The organism is Enterobacter sp. BIGb0383, from assembly GCF_003751845.1.
Lineage (GTDB): Bacteria > Pseudomonadota > Gammaproteobacteria > Enterobacterales > Enterobacteriaceae > BIGb0383.
Map to the genome: position 1 here is coordinate 1,315,842 of NZ_RJKQ01000001.1, position 19,452 is coordinate 1,335,293.

Below are 19,452 nucleotides of genomic sequence, written 5' to 3' on the forward strand. Positions count from 1 at the left end.
TGAATGAATGATATTCCCGGATAAATCAACAGACAAAATAGAATAACCAATACGGCTAAATTAAGCCGTATTGATTAACGGGGGGAATAATAAATAAATTATATCCATAATGTCTTCTTAATTGCACCTTTTCTGTGCATAGAGAATAACGTTCTTTTGCTTACCACCTTGTAATGCTTAGTAAAACAGAAAGCAGCGAACGTCAGCAAGAGCGCAATACTAACGATAAAAATTAACATTTTTTGGGTTCCATGTCTGGCGGACGGAGAGAACACTCCGTATTTCCTGTGTAGTGTCCGTACTTTAACACAGGTTTTTAATCGGCGTAAATTTAGGTTATGTCTATTTTTCTTTTCCGCTGAAATTGCATTCAGAACGAACATAAAAAAGACAAAAAAACGCCGGGGCATTGTGTTACGCCCCGGCGCTGTTGACTGAATGGGTGAGCGAGTTAAGCCTGTTCGCTTACCGCCCGATCGCGCCCCTGCTGTTTCGCCAGGTACAGCGCCCGGTCAGCGCCCTCTTTAATCTGCATCACATCATCCCGGCTGCCATCGCTTGTCAGGCAAAAACAGCCCGCGCTGATGGTCAGGGTCGGTTTTTCCAGGCCGGACTCAACGTGGGGGATTTTCGCATCACGAACCAGCTGTACCGCACTCTGGGCGAACATAAAGGCCTCATTCTTGTCCGCTTCAGGAAGGATAAGAGCAAACTCCTCTCCGCCGTAGCGGGCCGCCAGCGCGTCGGTATTCAGTGTCAGCCTGTGCAGCAGCGCCCCAACCTGTCGCAGACAGTTATCGCCCGCGACATGACCGTAAAAGTCGTTGTAGCGCTTGAAGTGGTCGACATCGATCATAATCAGCGCCACCGGCTTGCCGCTGGCACGTGAGGACCTGAGGCTGTTTTCAAGGAACAGGTCAAACTGACGCCGGTTAGCCAGGCCGGTCAGGCCGTCAGCCAGCGCCATCAGCTGCAGCGTATGGTTGATGCTGGTCAGCTCATCACGCAGGACGGTGAGTTCCGTCTGATTGCGCACGTTCATGCGGACCTGACGGAAAACAATCGCCCCCATCAGCAAAATACCCAGCAGCAGCATCGCGTTAAGGATCATATCCGGCAGGCTGTCGCGCACCCAGTTTGCCCACAGCTCAGATTTGTCATAGCCCGCCGCGACCACCAGCGGGTAGCGCTCAAGGCGGGCAAAACCGAAAATGCGTTCGACTTTATCGGCCACGGAAACCCAGGTGGCATAGCCGCGATCCTGGGTCATCAACGCCTGGGTAAACAGCGGGCTGGCGGAGAAGTTGCGGTTGATTACCTCTTCCGGGAAAGGACGAATATAGAGCGCGGTGCCGTCGGTTTTTAACAGGGAGAGCGTATCGCGATCGCCCATTTCAAAGTAGTTATAGAAATGACGGAAGTAATCGATTTTGATGGTCGCCAGCGCCACACCGGCAAACCCGCCGCCGGGATCGTTGATACGCACCGATACCGGTATCACGAGTTCCCCGGTGGAACGACTGCGGATCACGTCGCTGATATGCACCCCGGCATGGCCGTTCTGGCGGTGGTAGATAAAGTATTCCCGGTCACTGTTATTGGTAATGGCCGGCATCTTATTAAAGGAGGTCGCCTGCATATTGCCCTGGGCATCATAAAGCAGCAGCCCGTGCAGCTGCGGCAGCCTGTCCTGGATTTCTTTCAGATAGCGGTTGGTCGCGGGCTGCTTAAGGTGGGTCAAATCCATGGTACTGGCCGTACGACGAATATCCATAATCGCCAGCTCCGCCTGCAGGAAGGTATCTTCCGCCTGCCGGGCCTGGGAAACCGAGAGGTTAATGGCGCTGCGCTCCGCCTCATGGACGGTACGCTCCCACGAACGGGTCAGGGTCCATATGCTGGTGACCACGCTGGCCAGCAGTAAAATGCCGATAAAAAATGCCAGGCTCCGTCCCAGGGACGAGTTTAGCGCCAGCGCCCCGGAAATCGTTTTACTGACCCGCATAGCCACTCCTCGTAATCAATTATCGCGCGTATCTGCTGCATCGTCTTATTTAGAGTATGGTCGCCGGACGGCGCAATGAAGAAAAACTTTTCTAATACGGTGAGGGAGTTAACATCCCTGCCCGGACGGGCAGGGATGCTGGCAGGACTATTTCTTCTCGCGTTGCAGCTTTTCAAACCAGCGCGGGTGGTGCTTTTTGGCCCAGCGCTCGCTGACTTTGCCTTCGATCATGCCCTTGATGGAGCCTTTGACCCAGAACGCCATATACATATGAATCAGAATGGCGTGGATCAGCACAATCGCTACGGTGGCGTGGATCAGCAGGCTCCAGCGCACCACGACAATCGGGAAGAAGTGGGCGAAGTAAGGCCGCCAGATAATCAGCCCGGTCGCCAACAGCACCAGCGTCAGGCTCATAATCGACCAGAACATCATTTTCTGCCCGGCGTTATATTTTCCGACGCGGGCCACTTTATGTTCGTTGCCCTTCAGGACTTCGACAATGCCTTTCACCCACGGAATATCTTCTTTTTCCGGGATGTTATGGCGCACGAAGCGGAAGAACATAAACGTCAGTGCGGCAAAGATAATCAGCCCGAAGAACGGGTGCAGAATGCGCCCCATCTGCGGCGTACCGAACGTCTCCGTCAGCCACTGCAGCGTCGGGAAGAAGAGCGCAATCCCGGAAAGTGAGACCAGGAAAAAGCAGATCACCACGGTCCAGTGACAGGCACGGTCAATAAACTTCGTGCGCAGTATCATTTTGCCCTTACTGCTCATGTTCGTTCTCCTCTTCCTCGTCGTCATGGGTTTCCTTGTTCGGACCCACGCCCACGTAGTGATAAATCAGCCCGGCAAAGGTGGCGATAAACCCGGCCGCCGACAGCGGCTTCAGTACGCCCTTCCACAGATTGACCGGTACGTCGATTTTCGGATCTTCCGGCAGGCCGTGATACAGCCCGGGCTGATCCGCATGATGCAAAACGTACATCACGTGAGTACCGCCTACGCCGGAAGGATCGTACAGACCGGCCTTCTCGTAGCCGCGTTTTTTCAGCTGCATCACGCGCGTCTCGCCGAGGGCACGCATCTCTTCTTTGGTACCAAAGTGAATCGCGCCGGTCGGACAGGTCTTCACGCAGGCAGGCTCCTGGCCGACGCTGACGCGGTCGACGCAGAGGGTGCATTTGTAGACACGGTTATCGTCCGGATTCAGACGCGGCACGTTAAACGGACAGCCGGCGATGCAGTAGCCGCAGCCGATGCAGTGCTCGGACTGGAAATCGACGATCCCGTTGGCGTACTGAATAATCGCCCCGGCGGAAGGACAGGCCTTCAGACAGCCAGGATCCGCGCAGTGCATACAGCCATCTTTGCGGATCAGCCACTCCAGCTTGCCGTTCTGGCTGGTTTCGCTAAAGCGCATTACCGTCCAGGACTTGGCGCTCAGATCGGTCGGGTTATCGTAAACCCCGACGCACTCGCCCACCTCATCGCGAATATCGTTCCACTCGGCGCAGGCCACCTGACAGCCCTTACAGCCGATACAGGTGGAGACGTCAATTAGCTTGGCAACCTCGGCTTTGTAGTTCCGGGCCTGCGGCGGCGGCGTGATGCCGTTAGTCGCCGAACGTTTAATAATATCTTGTGATTGCATGGCCATCGCTTCGCTCCTTACGCCTTCTCAATATTGACTAAAAACGCTTTATACTCAGGCGTTTGTGAGTTAGCGTCGCCGACGGATGGCGTCAGCGTATTGGCGAGGAACCCTTTACGGGCCGCGCCTTCAAAGCCCCAGTGGCACGGGATACCCACGGTGGATACCTTTTTGCCCGCCACGTTTAAGGTGTGCAGACGCGGGGTTACCACCGCTTTGGCTTTAATAAAGCCGCGCTGGGAAGAAACTTTCACCCAGTCACCCGCCTTAATGCCCCGCTCTTCCGCCAGCTGTTCGCCGAGCTCGACAAACTGTTCCGGCTGAGCGATAGCGTTCAGCAGCGCATGTTTGGTCCAGTGACGGAACAGCTCCGTAATGGAGTAGGTCGTGGCCACATACGGGAAATCTTTGGCGGTGCCGAGCGTCTTTTTATCGCTCTCATACAGACGCACTACCGGGCTGTGCACCACGTTCGGGTGCAGCGGGTTGGTGCCAATCGGGCTTTCCATCGGCTCGTAGTGCTCCGGGAACGGACCGTCAGCCAGTTTATTCAGGGCAAACAGATGACCAAGGCCGTCCGGCAGCATAATAAACGGCCCGACGTTCTCTTCCGGCGCAGAGGTCACCGGGAAGTCCGGGACGTCATTGCCCTGCCACTTTTTGCCGTTCCACTGGATCAGCGGACGCGCCGGATCCCAGGCTTTCCCCTGTGCATCCGCCGAAGCACGGTTATAAAGAATGCGACGGTTCATTGGCCATGCCCATGACCAGTTGTTTACCGCGCCAAGACCGGACGGATCCGCGTTATCGCGGTTAGCCATCTGGTTACCCTGTTCGGTCCAGCTACCGGCGTAGATCCAGCACATGCTGCTGGTGGAGCCGTCATCTTTCATATGGGCAAAGGAGCTAAGCTGTTCACCGGCTTTCGCCAGCAGCTTGCCGTCTTTGTCGTAAACGTCTTTCCAGGCGCGGCCGTTACTTTCGCGGGCCAGCTCTTCCGGCATCGGATCGTGCGGGTTGTCGTAGTTCCAGTCGATAGCCATCAGCGCATCGGACGCCGCGCCACCTTCGGTGCGGTACATCTCGCGCAGACGCAGGAAGATATGCGCCAGAATTTTGGTATCGTGCAGCGCTTCACCCGGCGGGGTTGCGGCAGAGTAGTGCCACTGCAGCCAGCGCGAAGAGTTGGCGACCGAACCGTTTTCTTCCGCGAAGCAGGCGGTCGGCAGGCGGAACACTTCGGTCATGATCTTGCTGCTGTCGACGTCGTTCATCTCGTCGTGGTTCTGCCAGAAGGTCGCCGTTTCGGTTGCCAGCGGATCCATGACCACCATAAATTTCAGCTTCGAGAAGGCCTCAACCGCTTTGTTTTTATTCGGGAAGGAGGCCAGCGCGTTAAAGCCCTGAACCAGCAGACCGTTGAACTTGCCATCAACCATCATATTGACCTGGCTGATAACGTCGTATTTCTTATCCCATTTCGGCAGGAAGTCGTAACCAAACTGGTTTTCCGGCGTCGCGGCATCGCCGTAGAAGCCCTTCAGCAGGCTGACCATAAACGCCGGCGTGTTCTGCCAGTAGTTGACCTGGCCCGGCATCACGGATTTCGGCGTAATCTCTTCAAGGAAGCCTTTCAGGGTGGTCTGTTTTTCACCCGGCAGCGGCAGATAGCCCGGCAGGGACGCATCCAGCAGGCCGAGGTCGGTATAACCCTGAACGTTGGAGTGGCCGCGCAGGGCGTTGATCCCGCCGCCCATCATGCCGATATTGCCCAGCAGCAGCTGGATAATAGCCGCAGTACGGATAATCTGGGCGCCGTTGGTATGGTGCGTCCAGCCCAGCGCGTAAAGAATAGAGGCGGTTTTATTGGTTGCCGCCGTTTCCGCGAGGGTTTTTGCCACCTCAAGGAAGTCCGCTTTTGGCGTACCGCAGACGGTTTCCACCATCTCGACGGTGTAGCGGCTAACGTGTTTTTTCAGCAGGTTGATGACGCAGCGCGGATGGCTCAGGGTATCGTCGCGTTTGATCTGCCCTTCTGCATCCAGCTCGTAGGCCCAGCTGCTGCGATCGTACTGGCCGGTCGCTTCATCAAAGCCGCTGAATAGCCCATCGTCGAAGTGGTAGTCTTCGCGGACGATCAGGCTGGCGTTGGTAAAGTGGCTGACATACTGATGCTGGATTTTGTCGTTCTCCAGCAGGTAATTGACGATACCGGAGAGGAAGGCCACGTCGCTGCCCGGACGGATCGGGGCATAGTGGTCGGCAACGGACGCGGAGCGGTTAAAGCGTGGGTCAACTACCATCAGCTTCGCGTCGTTGTTTTTCTTGGCTTCGATAACCCATTTAAAGCCGACCGGGTGCGCTTCCGCCGCGTTGCCGCCCATAATCAGGATCACATCGGCGTTGCGGATATCGATCCAGTTATTGGTCATCGCCCCGCGTCCGAAACTCGGCGCGAGCGCCGATACGGTTGGGCCGTGGCACAGACGCGCCTGGTTTTCGACCGCCACCATACCCAGGCCGCGGGCAAATTTGTTATCAATCACGCCGGTTTCATTACTGGCGGCCGAGGAGCAGAGCATACTGGTTGTTGCCCAGCGGTTAACGGTCACGCCGTCCGCATTGGTGGCAACAAAGTTGGCATCACGGTCATCTTTCATCAGGCGCGCAATGCGGGTATAGGCGTCTTCCCAGCTAATACGCTGCCACTTGTCGCTGCCCGGCGCACGGTATTCCGGGAAGCGCAGACGGGTTTCGGCATTGATATAGTCGACCACGCCTGCCCCTTTAGGACAAAGCGAACCCCTGCTAACCGGATGATCCGGATCGCCCTCTACGTGGTAGATACTTTGGGTAACGTTCTTAGCCTCATCGCCCAGGCTATACATCAGCATGCCACAGCCCACAGAGCAGTAGGTGCAGTTATTGCGCGTCTCTTTTGCTTTTAACAGTTTGTATTGACGCGTTTCCGCATTGGCGGAAAAAGAAGAGAGAAATCCGAGGGATGCAACAGTTGTACCTGCCATACCGCCCGCGCAGATCCGAAAGAACTGCCTACGGCTGAGCTCCATGAAGCCTCCAGCTTAAACTTAAGACAAGAAAAGGGACATGGATTATAAGGTTATTGAATTGTTTAGACCATTATCCTTTTGTGGTTATTGCTAACATTTATGGGGTACAGCGTGATAAAAAGGCAACCACATTGAGATAAAGGTTATTAATTAGACAGCAAAGGCACCAGCAGCGGTTCGCAGCGAGCTTTCACGGCCTCGTGCAGAAGACGTACGGCGGTGGAAAGCTGTTTCCGGTGGGGACAAATCATATTCAGCGGCACATTATCGCCAAGATACTCAGGAAGGAGTACGCTCAATCGACCGGCCCGGACATCTTCGCTGACGTCCAGCCAGGATTTAAAGGCGATGCCCTCTCCGGCAATCGCCAGACGGCGGATCACCTCCGCGTCGTCGCTCATAAAGGTACTGCGGACGTTAATATCGTGGACCACGCCGTTAGCGCTGAGCGTCCAGCGGTCGAACAGGCGACCGCGCAGAACGTAGGTCAGGGCATTGTACTGGACCAGATCCTCAGGCGTCTTTGGCCCGCCGTTGTCGGCAATCCACTGCGGGGAAGCCACCAGCACCCGGCGGTTCTCCGGCGCGACCGGAAGAGAGATAAAGGACGCATCGTCATTGCTGCCGTAGCGAAAGGCCACGTCGACCGGATCTTTAAACACGTCGGCCGGCCGATCGGAAAACAGCAGCCGCAGGCGCAGAGCCGGATGACGACGGCGAAATTCCTGAAAGACCGACAGCAGCAGATTACGCCCCAGATCTGACGGAACCGAGATTTGCAGAGTGCCCTGCACTTCATCGTCGGGCGTGCGGATTTTATCCAGCCCCTTTTGCAGGGTATCGAGCATCTGCTGCGCAAACGGCAGCCACGCCTCCCCTTCCGGGGTAAGACGCAGGCTGCGGGTCGAGCGGGCAAACAGACGAATATTCAGCGCCGTCTCCAGCCGCTTAATCGCCGAGCTGACCTGCCCCGGCTGCAGCCCGGCCTCACGCGCCGCCTCGCTAAAACTGTTCAGCGCCGCCGCACGGACAAACAAGGTCAGATCTTCAAGCCTTAGCATTTTTACTCCCCGATACCACGTTCAGGGGGCTATCATGCCATTAACCTGATGAACTGTTTACTATAATGAAGCCGTAAATCAGCCATTTCCCCATAGGCTTTTTGCCACGCTCACATACACTTTTACCGATGGCAGCGTTTTCTCACAATGCAGAACTTGCCAGCCCGTAGCGCCTCATCAAGGATACGGGCGATAAAACAAATAAAGACCGACAACAGGATGGAGTATCTATGAGTAAAGCTAAAGTGATGCTGGCCGCCGCGCTGCTGGCCTGCGCGGGTTCCGCCTTTGCCGCCCCTGTCCAGGCACCGGCCCCGGAAGCCACCGCGAAAACCGGCATTCAGGAGTATGAGATTCAGGAATTTATCGCCGACTTTACGCGCTTCCGCATTGGCGACACTGTCCCGGCGCTCTATCTCACCGACGAATACAATATTAAGCAGTGGAAACTGCGTAATCTGCCCGCGCCCGACGCAGGCACCCACTGGACCTATATGGGCGAGAACTATGTACTGATCGGCGATGCCGACGGCAAAATTATCAAGGCCTATGACGGAGAGATCTTCTATCACCACTAAGCATCCGGCCGTGACGGTACGGCTCTGGGACGAGAGCGACCGTCCCTTTTTGCGCACGCTGTTTCTGCGCGCCCGTAAAGCGAGCTGGACCTGGCTTTCCGGGGAAAACTGGCGGCTGGAGGATTTCGATTCGGTAACGCTGGGCGAGCAGATCTGGGTGGCGGAGTGTGAGGGTAAACGGGCGGGCTTTGCGTCAGTGCTGACTAACGACCACTTCCTGCACAGCCTGTTTGTCGACCCGGACTGGCAGGGTCAGGGAGTGGGCAGCGCGCTACTGGAGAAGGTTCACTCAACCTTTACCCGCACCGGCGCGCTGAAGTGTCTGCAGCAGAATGAATCTGCCCTGCGCTTCTACCAGCGTCACGGCTGGTATATTGAAGCCCAGGGCAGCGCGCCCGACGGCGACTACTGGCTACTGCACTGGCGCAGAGCGCGTTAAACCGCGCGGAAGGCGATCTCAGAGGGGATTACTTCCCCCTGCCAGTAAAGCTGTGCCGCCACGCGGCCCGCCAGCTGGCGGTAGAGCGCGGTAAATTCGCTGTCCGGACGTTGAATCACGGTCGGCGTACCGTTATCGAGATCTTCACGCAGGGTAATATGCAGCGGCAGCTGACCCAGCAGCGCCGTATGGTACTGCGTGGCCAGCTTCTCTGCCCCACCGGTACCGAAGATCGGCTCCTGATGACCACAGTTGCTGCACACGTGCATACTCATATTCTCCACGATGCCCAGCACCGGGACGTCCACTTTCTCGAACATGACGATGCCTTTTTTGGCGTCAATCAGCGCGATATCCTGCGGCGTGGTGACAACCACGGCGCCGGTAACCGGAATGTTCTGGGCCAGGGTCAGCTGAATATCACCGGTACCCGGCGGCATATCCAGCACCAGATAGTCGAGATCCGGCCAGAGCGATTCCTGCAGCATCTGAAGCAGCGCTTTGCTGGCCATCGGGCCGCGCCAGACCATCGCGTTATCGTCGGTCACCAGATAGCCGATGGAGTTGGTCGCCAGACCGTGGACCATAATCGGTGCCATATGGGTGCCGTCCGGCGAGGTCGGACGCTGATTTTCCGTGCCCAGCATGGCCGGGATCGACGGGCCATAGATATCCGCATCGAGGATACCCACTTTCGCACCTTCGGCAGCCAGGGCCAGGGCCAGGTTTACCGTTGTTGAGGATTTACCGACGCCTCCTTTGCCGGAGCTGACGGCAATAATATTCTTCACGCCGTTAACGCCCGGCTGATTTTTCACCCGTTTCAGGGTGGCAATGGTATGCGACAGCTTCCAGTCAATCGCCTGCGCGCCGGTGATGCGCAGCAGATCGGCGCTGACCTGATCTTTCAGCTCGTCAAACGCGCTCTGCCAGGCAAACGGCATCAGCAGTTCAATGTGAAGGGTGTTATCCAGCAGGGCGACATGATGCAGCGCCTTCAGCGTCGTCAGGTTGTGTTTCAGGGTGGGGTGCTGAAAATTAGACAGCGTCCCGGCAACCATTGCTCTCAGTTTTTCAGGGGATACGGCCTGGGATTGCGAGTTCATCCCGACTCCTTGAGTTGTTGTTTTAAATTTTGCGATCCGGCTAAGTGTACTTCAGTGTCACCAATTATTCATTTCTCAATCATGCCTTTCCGCGTCCCGCTGTTATGGCGCAATTATTACCTTTCAGGTAATATTATTACCCCTTTTTACAACAGAAGATGTATTTCCCACTATGACTCAAGTCGCGAAGAAAATTCTGGTAACGTGCGCGCTGCCGTACGCCAACGGCTCCATCCACCTCGGCCACATGCTGGAGCATATCCAGGCTGATGTCTGGGTCCGTTACCAGCGAATGCGCGGCCATCAGGTTAACTTCATCTGCGCAGACGACGCCCACGGCACGCCAATTATGCTGAAAGCTCAGCAGCTTGGGATCACCCCTGAGCAGATGATTGCTGAAATGAGTCAGGAGCATCAGACCGATTTTGCCGGCTTTAATATCAGCTATGACAACTATCACTCCACCCACAGCGACGAGAACCGCGCGCTGTCGGAGCTGATTTACACCCGTCTGAACGAGAATGGTTTTATTAAAAAACGCACCATTTCTCAGCTGTACGATCCGGAAAAAGGCATGTTCCTGCCGGACCGTTTTGTGAAAGGCACCTGCCCGAAATGTAAGGCAGCGGACCAGTACGGCGATAACTGCGAAGTGTGCGGCGCGACCTACAGTCCGACCGAGCTTATCGAGCCGAAATCCGTGGTGTCTGGCGCAACGCCGGAAATGCGTGATTCTGAGCACTTCTTCTTCGATCTGCCGTCCTTCAGCGAAATGCTGCAGGCGTGGACCCGCAGCGGCGCGCTGCAGGAGCAGGTGGCGAACAAAATGCAGGAGTGGTTTGAATCCGGCCTGCAGCAGTGGGATATCTCCCGCGATGCGCCCTACTTCGGCTTTGAAATCCCTGACGCGCCGGGCAAATACTTCTACGTCTGGCTGGATGCGCCTATCGGCTATATGGGTTCCTTTAAGAACCTGTGCGACAAGCGCGGCGATCTTAACTTCGACGACTGGTGGAAAAAAGACTCCGACGCCGAGCTGTATCACTTTATCGGCAAGGATATCGTCTACTTCCACAGCCTGTTCTGGCCTGCAATGCTGGAAGGCAGCGGCTTCCGTAAACCGACCAACCTGTTTGTTCACGGCTATGTGACGGTTAACGGTGCGAAGATGTCGAAGTCCCGCGGCACCTTTATCAAAGCCAGCACCTGGCTGAACCACTTTGACGCGGACAGCCTGCGCTACTACTACGCCGCCAAGCTCTCCTCGCGTATCGATGATATCGACCTCAACCTGGAAGATTTTATCCAGCGCGTCAACGCCGATATCGTGAACAAAGTGGTTAACCTGGCCTCCCGTAACGCGGGCTTTATTGCCAAACGCTTTGACGGCCAGCTGGCCGCAGAGCTGGCCGATCCGGCGCTGTACCAGACCTTCGTTGACGCAGCAGCGACCATCGGCGACGCCTGGGAAAGCCGCGAGTTCGGTAAAGCCGTGCGTGAAATCATGGCGCTGGCGGACGTGGCTAACCGCTACGTTGACGAACAGGCTCCGTGGGTGGTGGCAAAACAGGAAGGCCGCGACGCCGACCTGCAGGCTATCTGCTCCATGGGGATCAACCTGTTCCGCGTCCTGATGACCTGGCTGAAGCCGGTTCTGCCGGAGCTGGTCGAACGTACCGAAGCATTCCTGAATACGGAACTGACCTGGGACGGCATCCAGCAGCCGCTGCTGAGCCATAAGGTGAATACCTTTAAGGCGCTGTACAACCGCATCGAGATGAAACAGGTTGAAGCCCTGGTTGACGCCTCGAAAGAGGAAGTCAAAGCCGCGAGCGCCCCGGTAAGCGGCCCGCTGGCCGACGACCCGATTCAGGAAACCATCAGCTTTGACGACTTCGCCAAAGTGGATATGCGTATTGCGCTGATTGAGAACGCCGAGTTCGTTGACGGCTCCGACAAGCTGCTGCGCCTCACCCTGGATCTCGGCGGCGAGAAGCGCAACGTCTTCTCCGGCATCCGCAGCGCTTACCCGGACCCGCAGGCGCTGATCGGCAAACTGACGATGATGGTTGCCAACCTGGCCCCGCGTAAAATGCGCTTCGGCATCTCCGAAGGAATGGTCATGGCCGCAGGCCCTGGCGGAAAAGATATCTTCCTGCTCAGCCCGGACAGCGGTGCGCAGCCTGGTCAACAGGTAAAATAAGCTACACTTTTAACGCACCGGCTACGGCCGGTGTTTTTCTTTTAGGACTCACCAATCAATAAGGAACCTCTGTGAAAATTTTCAGCAAATTTACTTCAGTACTGGTAGCTCTGGTGCTGGCAGTCACACTCGTGGGCTGCGGTGAAAAAGAGCAAACCAAAACCTTTGGCAAGACGCAAAACGGCATCGAAATGAGCTTCACCTATCACTACAAAGATGACACCGTCCTGCGCCAGACCGCGGTCAATAAGCTCCCCTACTCGGCTATCGGCGCACCAAATAAAGAAGCCGCCCAGCAGATGCTTGAGCCGCTGAGCAAGCAGTACCAGAACATTGAAGGACTCAAGGAGCAGGTAGAGTTTAAAGACGACCACGCGATTGAGACCCTGGAAGTGGACTACGCGAAGGCCGATATTAAGAAACTGAGCCAGATGCCGGGATCGACATTTAATATGAACGACAGCAACTGGGTGAGTATGAAGAACTCCGAAGCGGTGCTGTTTGCGCAGGGATTTACTGAGACTAAGTAAGTTGCAGTAGCTGGTGAAAGCGTCGTCCTGGACGACGCTTTACTGTTGACCACCGCTATACCCTTTATGACGACGGCTATCGCTGCCAGATTGTTCCTGGGATGCATCGGATGAAATCACTCTCGTCCTGCCTTCTTCGATAGCACGAATCATCGCCTCCGTGTGCTCAATCACGCGAGCACGATAGCGCGCAAGCCTGTCCGTAGAATTTTTGCGTTCGTAAGACATTTTCCTTCCCTCCTGGTTCTAAACCACTTTAATTGTGATGCCTGTGAACCTTTTATTAGTCATAGTTTTTAATTGATGGCCAGTCCTTCCCCCCATAATAACAGCGAAGTAGATGTGGTGAAGGCAGATAATAAAGAGTTGAACCAGTTACGCTTGCAGTTAATACTCCTGCATCACAAATGTGTCAATTAACACTGGACAGATTACTACCTGTCAAATAGATAATGTCTAATCGACAATAACCGCAACCCGTTGGCAATCATCATAAAATGGATTTTATATGAATAAAATATCGGTACTGATCCTCGTAGCAGCAACTGTAACCGGCTGTGCGCCTCTTACTCCCAAAGGATGTCAGAAAGTCAGGGCACTTGATTCATGCACTTACAATCAGTCAGGTAAGACGTCTGATAATGATATCTTTGGTAAGCAAGCATCGGGTATTAAAAAAGCCCTGGATTCCGCACTGATGGAACCCCATGCCTGGGACGGAAAAAGATGTAATGTGCATCTGGATTTCAACATTGATGGCGTTATCCAGCACTTCATCATAAAAGGCGGGGACAAGGATTATTGCGATGCTCTTGCTCAGGCAGCCAAAGTAGCCAAATTCCCGGCATTTACTGACCAGCATGTTTATGACGTTATGGGCTCTGCGAGATGGGATATGCAGGGACAACCCTGAACCAAGAACCTTAATAGTCTCATTGCTCAACAGATACTTTCCCAGCCGAGCTCTGAATAAACCTGGCCGCGAGTTATGGCTTCGATCGCCTGCTGGACATAAGGGATGGTATCTTCAGGCAGCCTGGCTATATTTTCCCATCTAAGTTCAGCATGTTTTTCTGGCTCGGCGAGAAAAGCAGTACCCTTCCACTGTCGACATATAAAATACTGCCCTATCCATGAACGGTTTTCAGTCCAGACATGCATGGTATGAGCCAGTGTCATATCAGAGGGAGATGCCTGAACACCCGTTTCCTCCGCCAGCTCTCTCGTCGCAGCATACAGACCTCGTCCCCCCGAAGAAGTAATGTGAAGACGGCTATAGAAAGGTTATATCTGTCCCGACTCATGTGCTGATACCTGATAGTTAATAACACTGATTATCTATACAGCGGTTCAGGGTGTATGGGTATCTACTAATTTTAGGGTTGAGTGGGTTGTAAAGGGTTAACAGCCGTTTTAGCTGTTGATAAAAACATGTTTTAAAAAACAGTATTGATCTCAAATCTCAAACAAGTAGATTAGTACTCAGCAGCACAATGAAAGTGGTTAGTAAGTTAGTGAATAGAAAGAAGTTTTGGGTTAAGCCATTTTGCTTTACAGGCCACGAAGTTTGTTGTTTGGGATGTAGTTCGCTTTCAGGCCTCGTAGTGATTGTGCTGGTTCGCAAAATGGTAGTGTTAGCGCGACGATGTAAGGCCTTGTTTTTTAGTTGATGCTGACGGTTTCGTTTTTTTTGATGGTAACCGTATCAGCAACGGGCAACGCATTAAAGAGTATATGTCGCGATGGGTGATGTGCTTGTTTAAGTTGCCACGCTTAGGTTTTGGAAGCGCAGGCGGTGTATAACGAGATAAATAGAGGGAGGCTTTTTAGTATAAGTGCCCAATATTATCCGTAGTGAACGGGTACATTTTGAAAGCAGTATAAATAGCTGTATCACTTTATGAAGTCCATTAATGTTAAGTCTGAAGTCTGTAGTACCTTAAAAGCCCTGGCTGCAATGGTCAGGGCTTTTAAGATTACTCACCGCTCTGAATTGTAAATTTCCCCCACAGATTACTGACAAAACTAATCTTGCTTATCAACTCATATGAGTCCACTATGCGTTACCGGTTTGGCATACAGACCTTATGTAAGCAGTTTTAGTAAAGCAGTCCTCATTTCAAGCGTTATCTTCAGATACTCTTCTGCATGAGCCTCCTCCTAAGTGCCCAATAAGTCCTCATATGCAAGCAGGCCATGTTCGCCACACCATGTGGCTCAAGAAAATTAAAGGAAGTATCTATGTCTAATAAAATGACTGGTTTAGTAAAATGGTTTAACTCTGACAAAGGTTTCGGCTTCATTACGCCAGCTGACGGCAGCAAAGATGTTTTTGTTCATTTCTCTGCCATTCAGAGCAACGATTATAAAACGCTCGACGAAGGCCAGAAGGTTGAGTTCTCAATTGAGAATGGTGCCAAAGGTCCGGCTGCCGCAAACGTAGTCGCGCTTTAATTGCCGATAACGACGCAGACGCTTACGACAGCGATGACGGCACTGGCCTGAGCAGATAAGTGAACGTGATAAAAAACCCGCCCTGAGCGGGTTTTTTATGTTTCATGGATGGCATGCAATTAGTAACTTTCACAGGCAGTCTGCTTGCGTTTCTCACTTTATTGCCAAATAAAGACCACATTCAACAATAGTTAATTAAGTGCCATCAGATTTACCATGTTCGCTCAACGCGGCCCTTCTATATCAAACACACTCCCCCTGTCCTTACTTATCAGCCAGCACAGTCTCCAGCAACGGATACCTCTCCCCCCATCGCTTCCCCACCACCCTTTCCCTGAAAATCCCCCTCTTCTCCCCCTCAAACCCCGGCCCGGGCCGCAGACGGAGTTCAAACAGGTCATCCAGGCCAAACGGAGCAATAACCTCGATATGGCCAGCATCAGTTAGCCTGACAGCCACGGCCGTCGCCGTTTCAGGCCAGTAGCTAAGGGCATTTTCTGTTGAGAGGTACGGCGCATCACCGTTGCGCAGGTGCATTCTGGCCTGGTTTTTTACCGACCAGTCGAAGCCCGGGGAGAGTTGGCTGAGTTGGTGCTGGAGCTGACTATCCAGAGCCGGATCGCAGCGTTGTGCGTCAAACCAGACAACATCGACATCGCCTGAAACGGGCTGCTGGCCGTAGCCGTGCAGATGGTCCCAGACGGCGTCCCGGACAAACCCGGCGCCGATCCAGGCGTCGGGGAGCTGTAGCTCACGCACGGCGGTCAGCGCCTGCATTCGCAGCGGGTCAGTAAGAAGTAATCTCTGCAATGCCTGCGGGTATGTCATGAGTACGCCCTACTCTGGCTGCAGCTGATACACCCACGCCCTGATCATCCCGTCGTCCGTCACCACATCGACCTCAACGCGGTCATAGCCATCCTCGAATTCATCGAGCATGGCCCAGTGCTCGGCAAGCGCGTCGGAGGTAAAAATAAACCCCGGCACCTTTTCACCCTGAGCACTCAGCACCAGGCCCGGAAAGCCCTGCGCCGCGCCCCAGCCGCTGTTGTGGTAAGTGCCGGTGACGTGGCCCGGCAGCCACTGGCCGCCGATATTGTCGAGGATATGGGCATTGGACTTGCCCGGCTGTAGCGTACCGTAGACAAACAGACGTTCCATTTTATCCTCCGTGAAGTGCGAATTATTTTTTGGCGTGCAGTCGTGCGGCCAGGCCGCGCAGGAAGTAACGCATAAACTGGTCGCCGCATTCGCGGAAGTTTTTATGCTCCGGCGCACGCATCATGGCGGTGATTTCCGGCATCGAGATGCGGAATTGCTGTTCTGTCACGATGGCGAGGATATCATCGGTTTTCAGGGAGAAGGCGATACGCAGCTTCTTGAGTACGACGTTATTGTTGACGCGGCGTTCGACGGCCAGCGGCGGCGCGGCGTCATCTTTGCCGCGTTTGTCGTAGATCAGGCCATTGAGCATACAGGAGAGAATAATGTCCGGGCAGCGCTGATAGCCCTCTTCTTCCTCTTTATGCAGCCATGCCACCATCTGTTCCGGGCTCGCGTCAGCTTCGGCCAGCTTAAGGAGGCGGATCAGCTCCTGATTATTGGTCTGCAGGATGTAGCGCAGGCTACGTAAAATATCGTTGTTAAGCATAGTGCCTCTGGCCGTCATTGATGCGAGGGGCGCATTCTACCACTTTCCCGATATTTTACAGCCCCAGCGCCTCTTTCAGGGATTTCAGGTAGCGGCGGCTGACCGGTACGGTCTGCCCGTCGCGCAGCAGCAGTTCGGCCTGGCCGTTGTCTTCAAGGCGGATTTCCTGGAGATGGGCCATATTGACCAGGTACTGGCGATGGCAACGCAGCAGCGGCGTGCGGCTCTCCAGGGTACGCAAAGTCAGCTCGGTAAAACCCTCTTTGCCGTCGGCGCTGGTGACGTACACCCCGCTCATGCGGCTGCTGACAAAGGCCACGTCTTCCATTTGCAGGAGCCAGATCCGGCTGTGGCCGGTGCAGGGAATAAATTTCAGCGCCTGCTGGTTCTCTTCCAGCAGAGAGATATCCTGCTGAACGCGCTCCTGGCGCAGACGAGCAAGGGTTTTCTCCAGCCGGGCGGCCTCGATGGGCTTAAGCAGATAGTCAAAAGCGTGCTCTTCGAACGCTTTAACCGCGTATTCGTCAAAAGCCGTCAGAAAAACAATATAGGGACGATGGGCCGGATCGAGCATCCCGACCATCTCCAGGCCGCTGATGCGCGGCATCTGGATATCGAGAAACAGCACGTCGGGGCGCAGGCGGTGCACCTCGCCGATGGCTTCCACGGCGTTAGAACATTCCCCGAGGATCTCGATATCGCTCTGGTCCTGTAACAGATAGCGCAGGTTCTCGCGTGCCAGCGGCTCGTCATCAACAATCAGCACTTTTAGCATACGTGTTCCTCCAGCGGCAGTCGCAGGGTTATTCGGGTAAAGCACTCCGGCTCGCAGGTGACGGTGATCCCGCAGTCGTCGCCGAAACGGGCGCGCAGTCGTTTATCCACCAGGCTCATGCCCAGTCCGCCGCCGCTGGCAGGTTCTGGCGCATAGAGCCCGGCATTATCTTCAATATCCAGCAGCAGGTAGTGCTCCTGCTGGCTGGCCTTAATCGTAATCTCTCCGGTGCCAAGATGCTGAGAGGTGCCGTGCTTAATGGCGTTCTCGACTATCGGCTGCAGGCTGAAGGCCGGAAGATGGTGATGGGCCAGTGATTCGGGCACTTGCAGGTGCACCTGCAGGCGGGACTGGAAGCGGGCCTTCTCGATTTGCAGATAGGCGTTAACGTGCTCCAGTTCGTCGGCAAGAGTGACAATCTCCGACGGGCGTTTGAGGTTTTTACGGAAGAAGGTCGACAGATACTGCACCAGCTGTCCGGCCTGGTCACTGTCGCGACGAATCACCGCCATCAGCGTATTCAGAGCGTTAAACAGGAAATGCGGGTTAACCTGGGCGTGGAGCAGTTTGATCTCAGACTGGGTCAGCAGGGCCTTCTGGCGCTCGTACTGTCCGGCGAGGATCTGGGCCGACAGCAGCTGAGCGATCCCCTCCCCTAAGGTGCGGTTGATGGAGCTGAACAGGCGGTTTTTAGCTTCATAGAGCTTAATGGTGCCGATAACCCGCTGGTTCTCACCGCGTAGCGGGATCACCAGGGTCGAACCAAGCTTGCAGTTATCGTGCAGCGAGCAGCGGTACGGCACTTCGTTCCCGTCGGCATAGACCACTTCCCCGCTTTCAATCGCCCGCATGGTCCAGCCCGAGGCAATGGGCCTGCCGGGCAGATGGTGGTCATCGCCCGTGCCGGTAAAGGCCAGCAGTCGCTCACGGTCGGTAATGGCAACGGCGCCGATATCCAGCTCCTTATAAAGAACCTGGGCCACCTTCATGCTGTTCTCTTCGTTAAAGCCCTGGCGCAGGATCCCTTCGGTCTGGGCCGCAACCTTCAGCGCGGTGGCGGAAAAGGCCGAGGTGTACTTCTCAAACATCGCCCGCTTATCGAGCAGGATGCGCATAAACAGCGCCGCGCCGACGGTGTTGGTGACCGTCATCGGGGCCACGATGCTGTGCACCAGATGGAGGGCTTCATCGTACGGCCGCGCCAGCAGCAGGATAATCGCCATCTGCACCAGCTCCGCCACCAGGGTGACCGCCCCGGCGGTGAGCGGGTTGAGAACCAGATCGGGACGTCCTCGCTTGACCAGTACCCTGTGGACCAGGCCGCCGAGCAGCCCTTCCACCATGGTGGAGATCATACAGCTGAGCGCGGTCATCCCACCCAGCGAGTAGCGGTGCAGGCCGCCGACCAGGCCGACCATACCTCCGACCAGCGGTCCGCCAAGCAGGCCGCCCATCACCGCCCCGATAGCGCGGGTGTTGGCAATGGAACCGTCGATATGCAGGCCAAACCAGGTGCCCAGCACGCAGAAAATAGAGAAAACGACGAAGCAGAGGAATTTGTGCGGCGGTCGGACGGTCACCTGCATCAGCGGGATAAACAGGCGCGTTTTACTCATCAGCCAGGCGATGACCAGGAACACGCACATCTGCTGTAAAAGCAGTAACACCAGATTAAAATCGTACATACCCGCCAGCCACATCGCACAAGAAACCGCGTAACATACTCTGCTCTCGCCTGAGTTTGTCTTACGCACCGCAAAAAAATAGAAATTCGTGAGTCGGATCACTCTCTGAAGCAATAGTAACCGTTCATCAGGCAATCAATCGGCCAAAAAAAGGCCAGACCGTGCGGTTCTGGCCTCTGCGGGCGGGCATCGGGAATTAAAGGTTCATTAACACCTTTGCTTCACCGTATAATAACG

Annotated in this window: 19 protein-coding genes; 6 read left to right on the forward strand and 13 right to left on the reverse strand. The window is 54.9% G+C overall.

All coding sequences use genetic code 11. The annotated features are described in order from the left end of the window. Positions 1 to 451: 451 nt before the first annotated feature. The 5 genes from EDF81_RS06275 to EDF81_RS06295 form a co-directional block, all read right to left on the reverse strand. The gene (locus EDF81_RS06275; RefSeq protein ID WP_123347230.1) at positions 452 to 2,005 is read right to left on the reverse strand and encodes a sensor domain-containing diguanylate cyclase; all 1,554 of its coding nucleotides are present in this window, start codon (positions 2,003 to 2,005) and stop codon (positions 452 to 454) included. 147 nt (positions 2,006 to 2,152) lie between these two features. Then, entirely contained in the window at positions 2,153 to 2,785 is a 633-nt protein-coding gene (fdnI, locus tag EDF81_RS06280) for a formate dehydrogenase-N subunit gamma (protein WP_123347231.1), read from the reverse strand. After that, positions 2,775 to 3,668: a formate dehydrogenase subunit beta gene (fdxH, locus tag EDF81_RS06285; protein WP_123347232.1), complete on the reverse strand. Its 894-nt coding sequence runs from the start codon at positions 3,666 to 3,668 to the stop codon at positions 2,775 to 2,777. The genes fdnI and fdxH overlap by 11 nt, the downstream gene beginning before the upstream one ends. 11 nt (positions 3,669 to 3,679) lie before the next feature. Continuing rightward, a complete protein-coding gene (gene fdnG / locus EDF81_RS06290) occupies positions 3,680 to 6,733 on the reverse strand; it encodes a formate dehydrogenase-N subunit alpha (RefSeq protein ID WP_123347233.1) in 3,054 nt (1,017 codons plus the stop codon). A 146-nt stretch (positions 6,734 to 6,879) separates the two neighbouring features. Then, positions 6,880 to 7,794, reverse strand: a complete 915-nt coding sequence (locus EDF81_RS06295) for a LysR family transcriptional regulator (protein WP_123347234.1) — start codon at positions 7,792 to 7,794, stop codon at positions 6,880 to 6,882. Positions 7,795 to 8,024: 230 nt separating this feature from the next. Here EDF81_RS06295 and EDF81_RS06300 point away from each other — a divergent pair, with 230 nt between their 5' ends. Next, positions 8,025 to 8,372, forward strand: a complete 348-nt coding sequence (locus EDF81_RS06300; protein ID WP_123347235.1) for an RcnB family protein — start codon at positions 8,025 to 8,027, stop codon at positions 8,370 to 8,372. Beyond that, positions 8,344 to 8,811, forward strand: a complete 468-nt coding sequence (locus EDF81_RS06305) for a GNAT family N-acetyltransferase (protein WP_260232660.1) — start codon at positions 8,344 to 8,346, stop codon at positions 8,809 to 8,811. The genes EDF81_RS06300 and EDF81_RS06305 overlap by 29 nt, the downstream gene beginning before the upstream one ends. On the opposite strand, the gene apbC is transcribed toward EDF81_RS06305, so the two are convergent. Further along, on the reverse strand, positions 8,808 to 9,917 hold the full coding sequence (gene apbC, locus EDF81_RS06310) for an iron-sulfur cluster carrier protein ApbC (protein WP_123347237.1): 1,110 nt from the start codon (positions 9,915 to 9,917) through the stop codon (positions 8,808 to 8,810). The two genes, EDF81_RS06305 and apbC, sit on opposite strands and share 4 nt — an antisense overlap. A 130-nt stretch (positions 9,918 to 10,047) precedes the next feature. On the opposite strand from apbC, the gene metG reads away from it, so the two are divergent. Then, positions 10,048 to 12,120: a methionine--tRNA ligase gene (metG, locus tag EDF81_RS06315; RefSeq protein ID WP_260232687.1), complete on the forward strand. Its 2,073-nt coding sequence runs from the start codon at positions 10,048 to 10,050 to the stop codon at positions 12,118 to 12,120. 71 nt (positions 12,121 to 12,191) lie between these two features. Continuing rightward, positions 12,192 to 12,650 carry a YehR family lipoprotein gene (locus tag EDF81_RS06320; protein ID WP_221180808.1) on the forward strand — a complete coding sequence of 153 codons (459 nt, stop codon included), beginning with the start codon at positions 12,192 to 12,194 and terminating at the stop codon, positions 12,648 to 12,650. Positions 12,651 to 12,689: 39 nt separating this feature from the next. Here the strand turns inward: EDF81_RS06320 and EDF81_RS06325 are convergent, their stop codons facing one another. After that, positions 12,690 to 12,878 carry a hypothetical protein gene (locus tag EDF81_RS06325; protein WP_123347239.1) on the reverse strand — a complete coding sequence of 63 codons (189 nt, stop codon included), beginning with the start codon at positions 12,876 to 12,878 and terminating at the stop codon, positions 12,690 to 12,692. A 280-nt stretch (positions 12,879 to 13,158) separates the two neighbouring features. On the opposite strand from EDF81_RS06325, the gene EDF81_RS06330 reads away from it, so the two are divergent. Continuing rightward, positions 13,159 to 13,563: a cell envelope integrity TolA C-terminal domain-containing protein gene (locus tag EDF81_RS06330; RefSeq protein ID WP_123347240.1), complete on the forward strand. Its 405-nt coding sequence runs from the start codon at positions 13,159 to 13,161 to the stop codon at positions 13,561 to 13,563. Between the two features lie 26 nt (positions 13,564 to 13,589). Here the strand turns inward: EDF81_RS06330 and EDF81_RS06335 are convergent, their stop codons facing one another. After that, complete coding sequence (locus tag EDF81_RS06335) at positions 13,590 to 13,829, reverse strand: hypothetical protein (RefSeq protein WP_260232661.1); 240 nt, start codon at positions 13,827 to 13,829, stop codon at positions 13,590 to 13,592. A 1,062-nt stretch (positions 13,830 to 14,891) separates the two neighbouring features. Here EDF81_RS06335 and cspG point away from each other — a divergent pair. Next, positions 14,892 to 15,104: a cold shock protein CspG gene (gene cspG / locus EDF81_RS06340; RefSeq protein ID WP_096747602.1), complete on the forward strand. Its 213-nt coding sequence runs from the start codon at positions 14,892 to 14,894 to the stop codon at positions 15,102 to 15,104. 264 nt (positions 15,105 to 15,368) lie between these two features. Here the strand turns inward: cspG and EDF81_RS06345 are convergent, their stop codons facing one another. Genes EDF81_RS06345 through EDF81_RS06365 form a run of 5 tightly spaced genes read right to left on the reverse strand, consistent with a single transcriptional unit; the run spans position 15,369 to position 19,215 of the window. Next, a complete protein-coding gene (locus EDF81_RS06345) occupies positions 15,369 to 15,932 on the reverse strand; it encodes a nucleotidyltransferase family protein (protein WP_123347241.1) in 564 nt (187 codons plus the stop codon). A 9-nt stretch (positions 15,933 to 15,941) separates the two neighbouring features. Beyond that, the gene (locus tag EDF81_RS06350; protein WP_123347242.1) at positions 15,942 to 16,265 is read right to left on the reverse strand and encodes a gamma-glutamylcyclotransferase; all 324 of its coding nucleotides are present in this window, start codon (positions 16,263 to 16,265) and stop codon (positions 15,942 to 15,944) included. Positions 16,266 to 16,287: 22 nt separating this feature from the next. Next, the gene (locus EDF81_RS06355) at positions 16,288 to 16,755 is read right to left on the reverse strand and encodes a DUF1456 family protein (protein WP_123347243.1); all 468 of its coding nucleotides are present in this window, start codon (positions 16,753 to 16,755) and stop codon (positions 16,288 to 16,290) included. A gap of 55 nt (positions 16,756 to 16,810) precedes the next feature. After that, complete coding sequence (btsR, locus tag EDF81_RS06360; RefSeq protein ID WP_123347244.1) at positions 16,811 to 17,530, reverse strand: two-component system response regulator BtsR; 720 nt, start codon at positions 17,528 to 17,530, stop codon at positions 16,811 to 16,813. After that, on the reverse strand, positions 17,524 to 19,215 hold the full coding sequence (locus EDF81_RS06365) for a sensor histidine kinase (protein WP_123347692.1): 1,692 nt from the start codon (positions 19,213 to 19,215) through the stop codon (positions 17,524 to 17,526). The genes btsR and EDF81_RS06365 overlap by 7 nt, the downstream gene beginning before the upstream one ends. Between the last annotated feature and the right edge of the window lie 237 nt (positions 19,216 to 19,452).